Source organism: Lactobacillus sp. UMNPBX16, assembly GCF_002553775.1.
Lineage (GTDB): Bacteria > Bacillota > Bacilli > Lactobacillales > Lactobacillaceae > Lactobacillus > Lactobacillus crispatus.
Window position 1 is genome coordinate 1 of record NZ_PCYU01000054.1, and the last position, 14,934, is coordinate 14,934.

General features: G+C 34.4%; 15 protein-coding genes. 10 read left to right on the forward strand and 5 right to left on the reverse strand.

Features of this window, described 5'->3' with window-relative positions; genetic code table 11:
- Window positions 1-195: 195 nt before the first annotated feature.
- The 9 genes from CP367_RS09645 (at window position 196) to CP367_RS09685 (ending at window position 7,114) form a co-directional block, all read left to right on the forward strand.
- Window positions 196-588 carry a hypothetical protein gene (locus CP367_RS09645; protein WP_023488642.1) on the forward strand — a complete coding sequence of 131 codons (393 nt, stop codon included), beginning with the start codon at window positions 196-198 and terminating at the stop codon, window positions 586-588.
- A gap of 24 nt (window positions 589-612) precedes the next feature.
- Window positions 613-975: a helix-turn-helix domain-containing protein gene (locus tag CP367_RS09650; RefSeq protein ID WP_005721163.1), complete on the forward strand. Its 363-nt coding sequence runs from the start codon at window positions 613-615 to the stop codon at window positions 973-975.
- The gene (locus CP367_RS09655) at window positions 959-1,492 is read left to right on the forward strand and encodes an ImmA/IrrE family metallo-endopeptidase (protein WP_089145937.1); all 534 of its coding nucleotides are present in this window, start codon (window positions 959-961) and stop codon (window positions 1,490-1,492) included. The genes CP367_RS09650 and CP367_RS09655 overlap by 17 nt, the downstream gene beginning before the upstream one ends.
- A gap of 511 nt (window positions 1,493-2,003) precedes the next feature.
- The gene (locus tag CP367_RS09660) at window positions 2,004-2,474 is read left to right on the forward strand and encodes a GNAT family N-acetyltransferase (protein ID WP_005720850.1); all 471 of its coding nucleotides are present in this window, start codon (window positions 2,004-2,006) and stop codon (window positions 2,472-2,474) included.
- Window positions 2,475-2,562: 88 nt separating this feature from the next.
- Window positions 2,563-3,384 carry a helix-turn-helix domain-containing protein gene (locus CP367_RS09665; protein ID WP_089145938.1) on the forward strand — a complete coding sequence of 274 codons (822 nt, stop codon included), beginning with the start codon at window positions 2,563-2,565 and terminating at the stop codon, window positions 3,382-3,384.
- A gap of 81 nt (window positions 3,385-3,465) precedes the next feature.
- Window positions 3,466-5,064 carry an ABC transporter ATP-binding protein gene (locus CP367_RS09670; RefSeq protein WP_089145939.1) on the forward strand — a complete coding sequence of 533 codons (1,599 nt, stop codon included), beginning with the start codon at window positions 3,466-3,468 and terminating at the stop codon, window positions 5,062-5,064.
- Window positions 5,064-5,795, forward strand: coding sequence for a hypothetical protein (locus CP367_RS09675; RefSeq protein ID WP_057726171.1), 732 nt, complete (start codon window positions 5,064-5,066; stop codon window positions 5,793-5,795). The genes CP367_RS09670 and CP367_RS09675 overlap by 1 nt, the downstream gene beginning before the upstream one ends.
- 128 nt (window positions 5,796-5,923) lie before the next feature.
- Complete coding sequence (locus tag CP367_RS09680) at window positions 5,924-6,760, forward strand: aldo/keto reductase (RefSeq protein WP_089145940.1); 837 nt, start codon at window positions 5,924-5,926, stop codon at window positions 6,758-6,760.
- A gap of 81 nt (window positions 6,761-6,841) precedes the next feature.
- Window positions 6,842-7,114: a hypothetical protein gene (locus CP367_RS09685; protein WP_005728568.1), complete on the forward strand. Its 273-nt coding sequence runs from the start codon at window positions 6,842-6,844 to the stop codon at window positions 7,112-7,114.
- Window positions 7,115-7,165: 51 nt separating this feature from the next.
- Here CP367_RS09685 and CP367_RS09690 read toward each other — a convergent pair whose 3' ends face one another.
- The 3 genes from CP367_RS09690 to pyrR all read right to left on the reverse strand — a co-directional run bounded on the left by CP367_RS09690 (window position 7,166) and on the right by pyrR (window position 10,755).
- Window positions 7,166-8,698 (reverse strand): RNA-binding domain-containing protein, encoded by a 1,533-nt coding sequence (locus CP367_RS09690; protein WP_089145941.1) that lies wholly within the window; start codon window positions 8,696-8,698, stop codon window positions 7,166-7,168.
- A gap of 186 nt (window positions 8,699-8,884) precedes the next feature.
- Window positions 8,885-10,216 carry a solute carrier family 23 protein gene (locus CP367_RS09695; protein ID WP_005720845.1) on the reverse strand — a complete coding sequence of 444 codons (1,332 nt, stop codon included), beginning with the start codon at window positions 10,214-10,216 and terminating at the stop codon, window positions 8,885-8,887.
- Between the two features lie 11 nt (window positions 10,217-10,227).
- Entirely contained in the window at window positions 10,228-10,755 is a 528-nt protein-coding gene (gene pyrR, locus CP367_RS09700) for a bifunctional pyr operon transcriptional regulator/uracil phosphoribosyltransferase PyrR (RefSeq protein ID WP_065990500.1), read from the reverse strand.
- Window positions 10,756-11,040: 285 nt separating this feature from the next.
- Between pyrR and CP367_RS09705 the strand changes: the two genes are divergently transcribed.
- Complete coding sequence (locus CP367_RS09705) at window positions 11,041-12,510, forward strand: MFS transporter (protein WP_089145942.1); 1,470 nt, start codon at window positions 11,041-11,043, stop codon at window positions 12,508-12,510.
- A 35-nt stretch (window positions 12,511-12,545) separates the two neighbouring features.
- Here the strand turns inward: CP367_RS09705 and CP367_RS09710 are convergent, their stop codons facing one another.
- Both CP367_RS09710 and CP367_RS09715 read right to left on the reverse strand, forming a co-directional pair.
- Window positions 12,546-13,745: a multidrug efflux MFS transporter gene (locus CP367_RS09710; protein WP_089145943.1), complete on the reverse strand. Its 1,200-nt coding sequence runs from the start codon at window positions 13,743-13,745 to the stop codon at window positions 12,546-12,548.
- On the reverse strand, window positions 13,738-14,934 hold a 1,197-nt coding region (locus CP367_RS09715; protein ID WP_098043560.1), incomplete at its 5' end, for a hypothetical protein. The genes CP367_RS09710 and CP367_RS09715, both read right to left, overlap by 8 nt.

Sequence of the window (14,934 nt, forward strand, 5' to 3'; positions counted from 1 at the left end):
CAAAATCTTTGGTAAAATCATTCATGAAGGAGTTCTTCTTTCTGTATGTGTTTTTTGTTCAAACCAATCATACGAGAAAGGAACTCCTTTTTCTAATGTTTAAAGAAATAAGTTTAAGGAATCATTCATCCTTACACAAACTATTTTACAGTCTCTATCGTCAGTTTTTATCCGATTGGAAAGGCATAAAATACTATGTATGAATTAACAAAAATCATTAATTATGAAGTTACTCGAGATCTTGTTCTTGAGAGTCAAAAAACGAATCAAAGTTATACTGTGTTTGATGATTCAGATATTTTAGGAGATGATAAGTTCAATTTTTTAAAAACAGGCAATAGGTATAGTTGTAGAATTAGTATTTTAGGCGACTTGAGTGATTCTGTTTCTGGGACAAAATTTAAAGTTATAGGTCAAGAGAAAGTAGGTGGTGTAAAATTTAGAAAGGTTTTTAACTCCGTTGGTGATCTGTTTTATTTGCCAGATTATGATACAAAAGAAAGTAATAGTATAATTTATTTAAATGTTAAAAGATATGATCTTCTTTCAGTGAATGAGATTATTTATAATAAAGATTTTAGAAAGTAAATATTAGAAAAGAGAAAGTAAACTATGACTTATACAGCACTGGGAAAATTTTTGAGAAAACTTAGGGTAGATCGAGATGAACGACTTTATGATATGGCGGAAAACGTCGGGGTAAGCTCGGCTTTTTTATCTGGTGTTGAAAATGGCCATAAGAAGGCTTCCGCATCATTAATTAATAATATTGTTGATAGATATAACTTGGATAGAGAGCAAGAACAAGAGCTAAAAGATGCATTGAGCATAAGTGAAGAAAGCTTGGATATATCTAAATTTTCACCTGAAAAGCAGGAAGCTACATTAATGTTTGCAAGAAAATTTGATGATTTGACAGATAAACAAATAGCTCAAATTCAGAAGATTTTGAAAGAAGGTGAGAGACATAATTAGTTATGATTCAATATTTGAAGCTAAACCAGAATCTCGTAAAGATTTAAGAGCATTAGCTAGAGATGTACGATTATTATTAGGGATAAATCCTTGTCAACTTTATATTGATATTACGCGTGTACTAGAAAAAATATCAGAATTAGATCCTAATTTTTCATTTGAAATTGTAGACAATGATGAATTAGAATGTGATGTTCAGGCACAAACTGATATCGTTAAGGATAAAATTCTTATTAAAGAATCGGTGTACATGGGAGCGATTAGAAATGTTGGACGTGATAGAATGACAATAGCACATGAGTTGCTACACCTTATATTACATCAACCTTCTTCACTGACTCTATATAGAAGAAATGGAGAAATTCCAATATATAAAAATCCAGAATGGCAAGCAGAATGTTTTGCCGGTGAATTATTGATGCCATATGAAAGAATAAAAAACATGAGTGAATCAGAAATAGTTGATAAATGCAAAGTTTCTCAAATTGCAGCTCATTATCAATTAACTCATATTTAATTAAAAATGTGATAATTGCGTCTTTCTTTGCATATCCTTAAATTTGGCGCGGAAGCCAAATTTATATCAAAGTTGAGAGAGAACAAGATTTCAGTATAAAACTTCTAGGCACTTATATTGAAGAATTGATGAAGAAATATAAGTTGATGTAGTTAACGATTATTATATGAAAAAAGAAAGTTTGTTAGATGACAAGCTTTCTTTTTATTTAAATCTAGCAGTAAAATTTTCAGCAAATTCAAGTTAACTTAAAACTTATCTCAAAAGTCTTAAGAGATTAAAATTAATTTGAATTACAGGTTAAAGTTGAGGTAGAAATTAAACTAATTTGAATTAGATTAGCTTGAACGGATATAAAATAATTTTAAGAAACTATCAAATTTTTTGTGTATAATAGTGTTATTCAGAGTTATTAACAATCAATTTTTAATTAGAAAAGAAGGATACTATTTTAGACTCTAAACCCGCCCGATGGGGCACAAAAGCATATCGTGACGCTAAGAAGTTATATATGAAGGCTTTTCCAGCTTGGGAAAGATTCTCCATGTTTTCTCTTTTAGCAATGTCATTACACCGAAATGTTAAGTTTCACGCAATTTATAATGATGGTCAGTTTTGCGGCATTACTTATTATGCTGAGAATGATAATACAGTCTATTTGACCTATTTAGCCATTAATGAAAAATTGCGAGGACAAGGTTATGGTTCCAAGATCTTGATGATGTTAGAGGATCGATTCCCTGATAAGCAAATTGTCATTGATATTGAGCCAGTTACCAAGAAGGCGAAAAATTATAAGCAGCGTGTTAGTCGCCTGAAATTCTATGAAAGAAATGGATTTCACAGGACTGACCGCAAATTGGTTGATCCTGATGGTGAATTTGAAGCTTTGACTACCGGTAAAAAGCTAGACATTGATAGTTTTACTAGAATGTTGAAGCAGATGAGCTTTGGATTTTATCAAGCAAAAGTTGAAAAATAAAAGAAGCCTAGTTAGCAGATCAGATTGCTGGCTAGGCTTTTTTTGATTATTGCGGTATTCTTGAACTTAACAAAGAAGGGAGGCACATATGATGACAATAGGAGAAGCTCTGAAAGAAGAAAGAATTAAGCGAGGATTATCAATTAGAAAAATGGTAGGAGATATTATTGATCCCTCTTCATATAATAAGGTGGAAAAAGGGATGCGAAATATCGGATCTGATGCACTAGTCAGACTATTGTTTTTGCATAACATAGATATCAATGAATTTTTCTCCAAATTAGAGGATTCTTATGCGCCTGCATTTACTGTACGTGAGAAATACTTAGATCAGCAGATGCGAGTGGCTTTTAACCAGCGCGATCTTAAGAAAGCAGAAGAAGTATGTAGGAAAATTCAAGAGCTTAAAGGAAAGCCTGTTCTTAAGCTAAGAGCTATAGTCGCAATTGCGTATTTAAAAAATAACGTTGAAAATTTGAGCGAACAAACTAAAAAGGCAATATTTGATCAATTAGATAAGAATGATGATTTGAGCAATAATATTGAGGCGATTAAGCTGTTTGCAAATACAATGCCAGTGTTTACCAACGAGCAGTTGAATTACTTAATGCACATTTATATTTCAAAAATTATTAAAAGAAATGACGTGTCAATTTCGGATCAAAAAAGATTTGCAATTGCTAGTGTCAATTATTTGAGAGCTTGCTATGAAAGAAAAATCCCTTTAAATGATTCTATGCTGGAAATTGAAAATTATATTATGAAGATTAATGATACATCTTTCCTCGTGTATAAAGGCTTAGTCAAATTAAGTTTGGCTGCGATACGAGGGGATAAAGAGCGAGCTGAGCAAATAAAACGAGAATTAATTGATATTGGATATGAAATAGCTAGGAAATGGATAATTTAGTTGTGGTTTTTTGACCACGATTAAATTATTTTTTTGTTTTTATGATAAATTTATGGATATTTAATTGGAGGTGGCTACCTGATGAATGAAAAGAAAATACAAATTAATTTAAGATGGGTTCTATCAGTTTTGCCCGTTAGGTTTACAATTGCGATTATAGTTTTATCAATCACTAGTTCATTTGAGGGAGTGATCAATGGGTATGTTATGGGACAAATGACTAACATTGCTTTTAATAATTTCGCTGGTGTTGGGACTTTTGTTTTATTGGTTTTAGCAGCCTATTTGATTACCTATGTTTCGGCGTATTTATTTTTGCTAACGAATCAAAAGGCAATTCAAATTTTAAATCAAAAATTAAAATTTGCTTTTTTTGCTTCTAGCTTTTATCAAGAAAATCAAGCTGATTCAAATTCTTCTGATGTAATTAATAATGTGACGAACATTTCCAATCAAATTCAAGGACATTATTTCCAGCCTTTGTTTTATTTGATTCAAGCCATTATGACGGTCATTTCTACAACATTTGTAGTATTAGAGACCAATCTGTTATTAGGTATGATATATGTATTGCTTTCAGCATTAAGTATGATTCCTAACCAGCTCGGTAAAAAACAAATGAATCAAAAAACAGACAATTGGAGTCAATCCAATTCATCTTTAGTCACAATCATGAAAGACATTTTTGAAGGGAAAAATGAGATTAGAAAATTTGATGTTAAGAATCTCTTCTTCAAAAAATTCTCCAATTCGTTAAATACTGAGGAAGAAAATTATTTTCAATTAAACAAAGTTCAGTTTACAGTTCAATTTTGTGCATGGGTTTGTGCAGTTCTAGCAAATGTAATACCAATGGGTATTGGATTATTGATGGTTGTCAACCACTTTGGTGGTGTTGAGATCGGGACGATTGTGACATTAACCTTAACTGCTGACCATGTTTTGGGTGGAGTACGTGAAATCGTTGGTTACCAAACGCAAATTAGTAGTACTAAGAGTATTAGAGATATTGGAATTGAAGAAGATAAGAATAGCGTTCAGGCTTCAGAAGTTGGCGAAAATAGCTTAACTCTAAAAGATGTGGCTTTTGATCGTGGTGATAAAGAAATTTTTCAAAATGTAAACTTACAATTGAAGAACAGTGATAAAGTCATTATCAATGGTGATTCAGGAGTAGGTAAGTCAACTTTACTGAATATTATTTCAGGTCAACTAAAGCCAACCAAAGGTAAAGTAGAATTTGGCAACCGGTCAATCTCTCTTGGGGATTCGATTTTGGTTTCTCAAAAGTCATGGTTATTTGCTGGAAACGTGGCTGATAATCTTTCATTGTATGAAAATTTTTCTGATGAAGAAATGGAAGAAGTTTTGAAAAAGGTCCATCTTTGGGATGAATTAGGAGATAAACCACTACAATTTAAAATTGAGAGTGAAGGGAGCAATTTGTCAGGTGGACAGGCTCAACGACTAACAATCGCTCGAGGATTATTGAGACATAAACGATTATTTTTGCTTGATGAGATTACTTCAAGCTTAGATAAAGAAAATTCGCATGCGATCAGAAAGCTGATTTACACTTTACCAATCATGACTGTAGAGGTTGCACACAATATCGATGCCGAGTTAGTTAAGCAGTATGGTATTGAAATCCGAAAATTAACTAAGAATGGATTAAGTTGATGAATGATTGGGCACTTTTTTATGCAAATGATGTTTTAGTAAACAACAAAGAACACCATATATCATTATTTGTAAAACTAATCCATAATCAAATTGAAAATTTAAATGTGAAGTATACGTATTGTGAACTTCAAGAAATGGAAAATTTGTGTAATAAAAAAGCAGTAAAATGGCTAAAAGAATTTCTTGAAATTAATTTTAATTTTAAAGTTAAAATCGAAATTGATTTTGATACTGAGGCAGTAACACCATTTTATGTGGTAAGCAAGAATAAGATAATTTTACCGTATAAATTTATGTTATTAAAAAGTAGTAATAACATATTAGACCATGAGATATTTAACTTCTTTCTGTTTCACGAATTAGGACATGCTGTTTTAGATCAAAATTCACCTCAAATCTATAAAATAAAGATGATACAAGATATCTTTTATTATTTAGGAAAAAAGTATAGTCAAATAAATCTAAGGACTGATAAGAAAAAAATATTTTTGAATTTAAAACAAGTTTATAGAGAATTTCTACCTGATTTTATTGCAATTTATTTATTAGAAAAAAAGTTTAGCATGTGTGTAAACTGGAATGAATTTTTGTCTTGTTTTGAATACTTCAAAACTAAGACCGAGATGTGTACTATTTTTGCTTTTGATACGCACGCCCCTATTGAAGCTAGACTATATGTAAGCAAGATGGCAGTAGATTATTTTCGTAAACATGATAATAAAAATTGAAAGAAGCTTAGTTAGTGATTCTCATAAGATTGCTAACTAAGTTTTTTGAATAGGATATAATCTAAACTGTATGATGTATGTTAAAATAAAATGAAAATGCAATAATTAACTAGAAAACGAGAAGAAATATGAAAGACTATGTAATTTTAAATAATGGTGTCAAAATGCCACGCTTGGGCTTTGGTGTTTATCAAATTGATGACTTGGCTCAAACGCAGCAAGTTGTGGAAAATGGCTTAGAAGTTGGTTATCGACTTGTGGATACTGCCCAAATTTATGGAAATGAACAGGCGGTTGGAGATGCACTTGTGCATAGCAGCATCCCACGAGAGGATATTTTCGTCACTTCTAAAATCTGGGTCGATAAGTATGGCTATGATCAGACTTTGCAAGCCTTTGACGATTCAATGAAAAAGCTGAAATTAGATTATATTGATTTGTATCTGATTCATAAGCCATATAACGATTACTATGGCACTTGGCGAGCATTAGAACGTTTATATAAAGAGGGACGCATTCGGGCAATTGGTGTAAGTAGTTTTTGGAATGAACGCTTAGCTGATTTGATTACTTTTAATGATGTAAAGCCGGCTGTGAACCAGATTGAGACTAATGTCTGGAATCAAGAATGGAAATCACAGCAATATATGGAAAAAGAGGGCGTGCAACCTGAAGCCTGGGCACCATTTGCGGAAGGAGCCAACCACATTTTCACTAATCCTGTCTTGCAAAAGATTGCAGAAAAGCATCATAAGACTACTGCTCAGGTAATGTTGAGATGGTTTTTACAAAGAAATTATGTGGTGATTCCTAAGTCAATTCATAAAAACAGATTAATGGAAAACTTTGATGTGTTTGACTTTGAACTAGATGATGAGGATATGGGATTGATCAAGACTTTGGATCAAGGCTACAGTGTTTTAGAAGATGAGATGGATCCGGAAATTGCGGAAAGTTTTCGGTAGTAGGCATTAAAAATGTGTCCAGCCTCGTAATCAGATATAATTAAGAACAAGAAAGTGATTTCAAAATACGAGGTGATCCCTATGAAAAAGATGAGATTAATCGGCACAATTATCGGTGTTGCTGGAGCTATTGGTGCAGTAGCGGCGATTGTTTATAAAAAATTCAAAGAAAAACAGGCAATGGTGAATACGCCGCAGGAGAAAACTTTACTTTTAGGCAATACTTCTAGTAAAGCCAAAAGTGAGTTAATGAAGGCAGAATTGTCTGAGAAGGATCAAGTTGAGACAAATAACACCGAAATTCCGCATGTTTCACTTGATGACGATAAGCCTAGAATATTTGAAGATAAATAAGATGAAAAAGCTCAATCTACATAATTTTGTAGGTTGAGCTTTTTGAATGATCTATTTGAGTAAATTATCTTCAAGATGTTTAAGGTGCTTAACGCGATTTAGATAATCATTGTTTTTCTGTAAATTGTAGATATATTTTTTGCCAATTTTCTCATTGGATAGTAAATGCTTCTCTACTAATGAATTTACATATTTTCTAATCGTGGTTTGTTTACCAAAATGATTCTGCGGATCTTTAACAATATCATTTATTGAAAAATTAGGATTTCTTCTAGCAAACGACATGATAAATTTTTCTGGGTCAGTTAGTTTTTCTTGATTATCAATTGCAAAAGTCTTAAAAATACGAATGCGAGTAGTATTGATTTCATAATCAATGTTAATTTCAGGATCATTTAAATTATTTTGCAATACAGTATTAAGAATTCTAGGGCCGCCACTAGCTGCGGTTTCAGAGACACCAATTCGTCTAAATAAACTAGCGATTTCAGTGTTTCTAATAGAAGAATATTGTCCACGTAAAAATGATTCTTTACTTACGCGCATAGTACCAGGATTTGTAAATTCAAAGTAACTAGGTCTGTCCACAATTTTGACACCTACCATACCATCATAATATGAGTGCATTAAACAATTAACTAGAGCTTCTTTAGCTGCAATGATTAAATCGTTGTGATAGGACGTTCTACTAAGGTCACTACCTTGAATAAAAGGATCAGGAACATTTGCTTCTATTTTAGTTAAAACTAAATTGTAAAAAGAAAAGATATTTAAAGTAGGGTAATTCATATCACCTGCAGAAACTCTATCATTCCAGTTAGTGGAATTATCACTATTATATTGCTGGTAATCTAATTGAAAGCGTGGAAAACGATCTGTTATCGAAATATATTTTCCGAAGAAAAGGAGACCACCATCTGTAAGATGATATTCATTTGAATTACTTAATCGGTCTTTTCTGAAAACACCGATTGAATATAAAAAATCTTGATCACTAAGTTGAGAATTAGTATTAATAATACCTTTTTCTTCAATTATTTTGCGATATTCTTTGATACTTTCTGCGTCTAAATCTTCTATTGTATAGGTCGAAGGGAGTAAGTGAGTATTAATCTCGCTTTGACTTTCAACTGTAAAATATTTAAGTTGCTCTTTAGTAGCTACTTGATCTCCGTCACCAGTTCTAATATATGCTTTACCGAATGCAGTTATTGGACGAGTATTAAAGGGTTCTGGATGAATTATTACTTGAATAATAGTTTTATTTTGAAAAAAAGAAATCTGAACATCATTATTTTGGATTACAGGTCGATTAAGGCATGAAATATTGTTATTATCATTGAAAATTTGTGTTTCAATGTCTTCAACATTGTCTACACCAGTTATACTAAATTCATGTTTACTCTTATCTTCTGCTATGCCTAATACTATTATTCCACCTGAAGTATTAGCAAAAGAGCTAACAGTTTCCCAAAATGATTTAGGTAATTTCCAACTAGCTTCTTTGTATTCGATGTTTTCATTTTCAGATGGTGTTTTAAAATTACCAGTTTGTGTAATTGCTTTGAAGTTTAAAAAGTCCATTTAATGTCACCTCATGACTTAAATTTATTTGTGTAAATAAATTATATACTATTGCTCTCGTAACTTACACTAACTTTCGCCAACTTTCGCGCAACTTACAACATTGTGTGCGCAAAGTGAGAGTAAAAAATAAACCCGCTAGCTATCATTGCGATAACTAACGGATTTTTGAATGGCTTATTCTATCTATTGGTAAATTTTACCTTCTTGTTTTTCTTGCTTAATCTTTTCTTCTTGAGCTTTTTCACTAGCTGCTTTCTTAGGCAAAATCCAGTTTAAAAGCATTCCGATGATGGTGGAAAGGGCAACTGAGGTAAGTTGGAAATTGCCCAGTTGTAAGTAAGCACCACCGATACCGATAACCAAAATGACTGAAGCAATCAACATATTGCGCTTTTCACCAAAGTCAATTTGGTCATCAACTAAGATCTTCAAACCGTTAGATGCGATCGTACCAAAGAGTAAGAAGGAGATCCCACCGATAACTGGCATTGGAATTGATTCGATCAATGCGGCAAGTTTACCGACAAAGCTGAAGATAATTGCTGAAACAGCAGCACCGGCTAATACCCAAACTGAGTAAACCTTAGTCATAGCTAACACACCGATATTTTCACCGTATGAAGTGGTAGGAGGACCACCAATGAAACCAGCGATAATCGTTGAAAGACCATCACCCATCATCGTTCTGTGTAAGCCAGGATTCTTGAAGAAGTCACGCTTAGTTAATGAATTCAATACCATAATATGGCCCATGTGTTCCGTCATTGTAACGAAGGCTATTGGTGCCATGGCTAAAATAGCGGCAGGATACCATTTGAAGTGGTAACTGATTCCAGGCACATCAAGTGCTGGCAATGTGAACCAAGCTGCTTTTTCCACGCCAGAGAAATCAACAATTCCGAGGCAGCAGGATAAGATATAGCCACAGATAATTCCTAGCATAATTGAAACCAAACTGGTGAAGCCTTTGAAGCACATTTGGAAAACTAAAGTCATGACCAAAGTGAAGATAGCTACACCGAAGTAAGTCAAATCATACTTAGAATTATTCATCATAGCGTCATTAGCGGCAGTAGTTGCTAGTGACAAACCAATAACGATGATGATTGGTCCAACTACGATTGGTGGTAAAACTTTGTTAACCCAGCCTGAACCAATTTTGCTAATGATGATCGCAACAACTACGTAAACTAAACCAGAAGCGATCGCACCCTGGGCAACTGCCGGATAGCCATCAGCCTTCATTAAGGCTTGCATTGTAGCAACGAAGGCAAAACTTGATCCGAGGTATGCTGGGATTTTGAAGTGGGTCAAGAGCATGTGGACCAAGGTACCGATTCCTGATGAAAGTAGAGCGATGCTTGGGTTAATTCCAATTAAAATTGGCACTAAAACGGTAGAACCAAACATAGCAAACATATGCTGTAAGGATAGCAGTACGCCTTGGCCGAATTCCGGCTTTTCATAGACGTCTAAAACGGCCTCCGGATTTCTGTACTTTTCTTTTTTATTCATTCAAAAAACTCCTATTTAACGATTTCGATACTATCTTTATCATCGACTTCAGTCATTGCAACTTTGACCTTCTCGTTCATTGCCGTTGGGATATTCTTTCCAATAAAGTCAGGACGAACTGGCAATTCACGATGACCGCGGTCAACTAAAACAGCTAAGTTAATCTTAGCTGGACGGCCTTGATCCATTAATGCATCAAGTGCAGCTCTAATTGTCCGACCTGTGAAAAGAACGTCGTCAACTAAGATAACGTTTTTATCGGTGATATCGAAGTCAAGTTGTTGGCTGTGGATCATCTTTTCCTTCTCAGCCTCTGGTAAATCATCGCGGTATTGAGAAATGTCAATTGCCCCTACAGGGACTTCAACATCTTCCAAGTTTTTCAAATTTTTGGCGATTCGCTCAGCCAAGTACCAGCCGCGAGTTTTAATTCCGACTAATACAAGGTTTTCAGTACCTTTATTGCGTTCGACAATTTCATAGGTCATCCGCATCAAGGCACGTTTCATGCCTAAAGCATCGATTATTTCTTTTGCCATATATTTTCCTTTCTGGATGACCAATAAGAAAAAGACCACCAAGAGCGCATGGCTCAAGATGGTCCTTCTGTATTAGCTAACGACAAAAAGTATTAGCTTGTGCAGATTTCCTTCTTAGCCTCACGGGACTAACTTTAAAGGTCATCACTATTATTTTCTTTATATTTAACTCGGAAAAACACAGATTGTCAAGATTTAGTGGAAAAATATTGTGCTTTATTTTGCTAGTTAAATCTTGCATACTATGAGTAATAGTAGTTTTTAGAGTTAAAAAGGTGGGATTAAATGACTAAAAAGCAAATATCAATGGTTACTTTGTCTTTGTTGCTGGCTAATATTATGTCAGGGCTAGATGCAACCATCATTAACACAGCAATTCCTGCTATTGTATCTGATCTTCACGGGATTCAATATATGGGGTGGATCGTTGCTTGCTTTTTACTTGGAATATCAGTTTCAGTGCCAATTTGGAGTAAGATTGGCGAAAGAATGAGCAACAAATTTGCCTTTGAATTATCATTAGCTCTTTTTATTTTAGGCTCAGTTTTGGAAGGTGTTGCACCAGATATTTACTTTTTCCTCGTCTCGCGAGTCCTCATGGGAGTAGGAGCTGGTGGCATGGGTTCTCTTCCTTATGTAATTGTAGGTTATATTTATCCTAATATTAAAAGAAGAACTGTAATTTTGAGCTATATTGCTGCTAGTTTTTCTGCTGCATGTATTGCTGGACCATTAGTTGGTGGCTGGATTGTTGATGCCTTATCTTGGCACTGGGTCTTTTATATTAATGTGCCACTTGGATTAGTTTCGATTATTCTAAGTTTTATTTTTTATCGTGGCATTCGTAAGCCGAATGTTAATACAGTTTTTGATCGATTAGGTGCATTTACTTTAATTGGCGGTTTAACTTGCTTTTTAATCGGAATTCAGATGTTGGGTTTAGCAAGCAATCTTTTAGTAGCGCTTTTTATAATTATTGGAATTACTATGCTAGTCTGGTTTATTTTGGTTGAAAAGAAGGCAGAGAGTCCGATCGTGCCACTTTCTGTTTTTACTAATAAAGCATTAGTAGGCGATTTTATTCTTTTTGCCTTTGCATGGGGCGCCTACATTGCGGTAAACACTTATTTGCCAATGTGGTCACAGGCAATTTTAGGAACATCTGCTTTAATCGGTGGGATGACTTTAATTCCTAATTCAATTTTTGATATAGCTGGTTCGCAGAGTACACCACATTTACTCAGACGTTTTAATAACTATCATCTATTAATTTTTGATCTTTCATTGATTGCGATAACGGTAATCGGATTGATCGTTGTACCGATTAGCACGCCATATCAGGTTTTAATGTCAATTGCGGCTTTATCTGGTTTAGGCGTAGGATCAATCTTTGTTATTCTTCAGATAAAAGTGCAGATTGATGCTGGCGAAAAGGATATGGCGCCGGCTACGTCACTTAGCTTTTTGATTAGAATCCTGGCTCAGACTGTGATGGCTGCAGTCTATGGTGTGATCATGAATCTAGCTTTGGCACGTGGAATTGCTGGTCACCATAATATTACAATGACCATGATGAATAAATTAAGTGACGTGGAATCCGCAAAAAGTTTGCCTAGGGCGTTAATGCCAACAATGCGAACTATTTTTCATACTGGAATCAGAGAAATTATGATAGTTTCTCTATTGTTAATAATTTGTGGATATATCGTAAACTTTGTTTATAACCATCATGAAGCTAAAAAAGCAGCGGAATAAAAATAGCGTTTGAGGAAAAGTCTCAAACGCTTATTTTATTTCAAATTACGAATTACATTTATTCTAAACAAAATTAGATTGAAGATTACGATACCTGCTGTGAAGATGAAAACAGTACTGTAATTAGTTAATCCAGAGATAGTTGAACCTAGTAGCGGCCCAAAGATATTACCGACATACATGGCTGACTGATTCCAAGAAAAGATTCGACCTGTAATTTTTGCTGGCGTATTTTTGGTAAGCAAGGTTTGCACTTGTGGGAATAAACAAGCATCAGTAAAGCCGACTAAAAAGCGTAAAATACCAAGTTCAACAGTATTTTGTACAAAAGCAGTCAAAAAGAAGAGGATTGTGGCTCCAATAAAGCCAGCAATAATAATTTTATGAGTTCCAATTCGGTCACCGAGTGCACCGAAGCGCGATGCCGCAAGGAATGTAGCAATTCCTGGCAAAGCAGCTATTACCCCGGAAATAAAGACGACATTACCGTGGTTAGCCATCAATTGTTTAACATAGAGTGAAACGATCGGGTTAATCGAATTATTTGCAGCTTGAATAATTAGAGTAGTTAAAAGCAAGCCAAAGATTAATTGCGGTGAGCGTAATTCTTTAATTACTCCGCTTGCTTTATCAAGTTTCTTTTCAGTTACTGGCTTGAAGTCTGTTTCATGGACAAAGAACAATGACAAAAGAAATGCAATTAATAATAGACCACCTGTAATAAAGAAGGTAACGCGATAGGAGAAAATAGACGCTAAGGCTCCACCAATAAATGGCCCGAGTAAGTTGCCAGCAGTAAAGCTAGACGCCATAGTGCCAAGTGCTTGTCCAGATTTTTCCTTCGGAGTTTCAGTCGCAACTAGAGCATTGGAATTAGAAACAAAGCCTGCAAAAATACCTTGTAACATTCTTAAAATAAATAATTGATAAACGTTGGTAACTAGCCCCATACAGCCAAGGACGATAGCCATTCCCAATGAAGCTCGTAATGTCATCGGCTTTCTGCCTTTTTTGTCTGCTAGTTTTCCCCACCAGGGAGAAATTATCGCCGATACAAAATAAGTACCGGAGTAGATAAAGCCAGACCAAAAGTTTAACTGCTTATGGGTAAAATTGCCTAGTGTATCAATATATAATGGCAGAAACGGCATTACTTCAGAGAAGGCGATACCAGCGATAAAGACCGCAATAGATAAGACAAGTAAATTCTTTTTCCAAATAGGTTTTTCATTCATTTTTATTCCCTTTGTTAAGTTTTAAAGTATAAATTGTAAAGCTGATTATGAATAGCACCAAGATTAAGTGAGTTAAAAATAAGGGCTGACTAGAATTCATAACGCTTTTATTAATATGGTAGTTAAAGATTTGCTCAAAGATGTGCGGTCCATTGAATAAAAGCAAGCCACCCCACAGAATTAATTGAGTTAAGAAGCCTCCAGCAGTGCGAAAACGATAGTTGATCATATAAATATTTGTATCGACATGATCACGGATAAGATCTAAGGTGTCAGTATTTTGTAAACTGTAGAAAATTCGAATCAAAAAAATCCCTGCAAAGTATGTTGGCCTAAAGAGCGTAATAACTAGACCGAGAACAATGCCCCAACTTTGAATGGTGAAGTCATCAAATGGTAAATATTCACGTAGCGTTTTTAATAATGGACGTTTGATAAAGCTGGCGATTAAGATAATGACAAATAACCAGTAGTAATTTTTTGCACCAAATAAAACAGAAATATAAACGGCTGAAAAGATAGTGGTAAAGTCTTGGCAGAGGCCTGCGATTGTCAGGCGATACTGCATTTTGCGAGATAATTTACCATGTTTTTGGCTTAAAGCTAATTTGATCAGATAGTTAATAATGACTACTGCTGAAACGATAATGCCAAAAATAGAGAAGATGTCTTTTCCCGAGTTCCAACCTTCTCGAATTAAGAGAATAGCCAGTAGCAAACCAAGAGTTAACCAGACATTTTGCCACTGCAATACAATTTTCCGTGAATGTGCTCTAAATGGAGAATATTTAAAGCCGAGTATAGCAATTAGCGTATAAATGAGCATTGCGATAAATGAAATTGTTGGCAGATGTGGTTCAACAAAGACAATTATTGCTAGTAAAATTAAAATTGCGCCAAAATAAGCAAAAAGATCATTCTTGCTTGGATGATAGTCGCTTTCAATGGCGATTTGTTTTTGAACGCTAGGGAAACATGCGGCGCCTATTCCGGCAAGGGATGCACTAATGCAGTAAAGGACTGGTAAAAAGATGCCGAAAATCCCTAAGAAATAGCCTAATAAAGCTGCCAATAAACCGAACCAGCCAATAACATTATCTTCATTTTCGCCGCCTTTAAATAGAAACAATGTTGTGCGCCGAAAGGCATAGAAGAGTTTCAACAAGTTTAAAAATATATGTGTAATTGT

Coding starts and splice junctions, on each gene's coding strand:
- CP367_RS09645 (WP_023488642.1), top strand. CDS start 196: ATGTATGAATTAACAAAAATCATTAATTATGAAGTTACTCGAGATCTT.
- CP367_RS09650 (WP_005721163.1), top strand. CDS start 613: ATGACTTATACAGCACTGGGAAAATTTTTGAGAAAACTTAGGGTAGAT.
- CP367_RS09660 (WP_005720850.1), top strand. CDS start 2,004: ATGAAGGCTTTTCCAGCTTGGGAAAGATTCTCCATGTTTTCTCTTTTA.
- CP367_RS09665 (WP_089145938.1), top strand. CDS start 2,563: ATGATGACAATAGGAGAAGCTCTGAAAGAAGAAAGAATTAAGCGAGGA.
- CP367_RS09670 (WP_089145939.1), top strand. CDS start 3,466: ATGAATGAAAAGAAAATACAAATTAATTTAAGATGGGTTCTATCAGTT.
- CP367_RS09675 (WP_057726171.1), top strand. CDS start 5,064: ATGAATGATTGGGCACTTTTTTATGCAAATGATGTTTTAGTAAACAAC.
- CP367_RS09680 (WP_089145940.1), top strand. CDS start 5,924: ATGAAAGACTATGTAATTTTAAATAATGGTGTCAAAATGCCACGCTTG.
- CP367_RS09685 (WP_005728568.1), top strand. CDS start 6,842: ATGAAAAAGATGAGATTAATCGGCACAATTATCGGTGTTGCTGGAGCT.
- CP367_RS09690 (WP_089145941.1), bottom strand. CDS start 8,698: ATGGACTTTTTAAACTTCAAAGCAATTACACAAACTGGTAATTTTAAA.
- CP367_RS09695 (WP_005720845.1), bottom strand. CDS start 10,216: ATGAATAAAAAAGAAAAGTACAGAAATCCGGAGGCCGTTTTAGACGTC.
- pyrR (WP_065990500.1), bottom strand. CDS start 10,755: ATGGCAAAAGAAATAATCGATGCTTTAGGCATGAAACGTGCCTTGATG.
- CP367_RS09705 (WP_089145942.1), top strand. CDS start 11,041: ATGACTAAAAAGCAAATATCAATGGTTACTTTGTCTTTGTTGCTGGCT.
- CP367_RS09710 (WP_089145943.1), bottom strand. CDS start 13,745: ATGAATGAAAAACCTATTTGGAAAAAGAATTTACTTGTCTTATCTATT.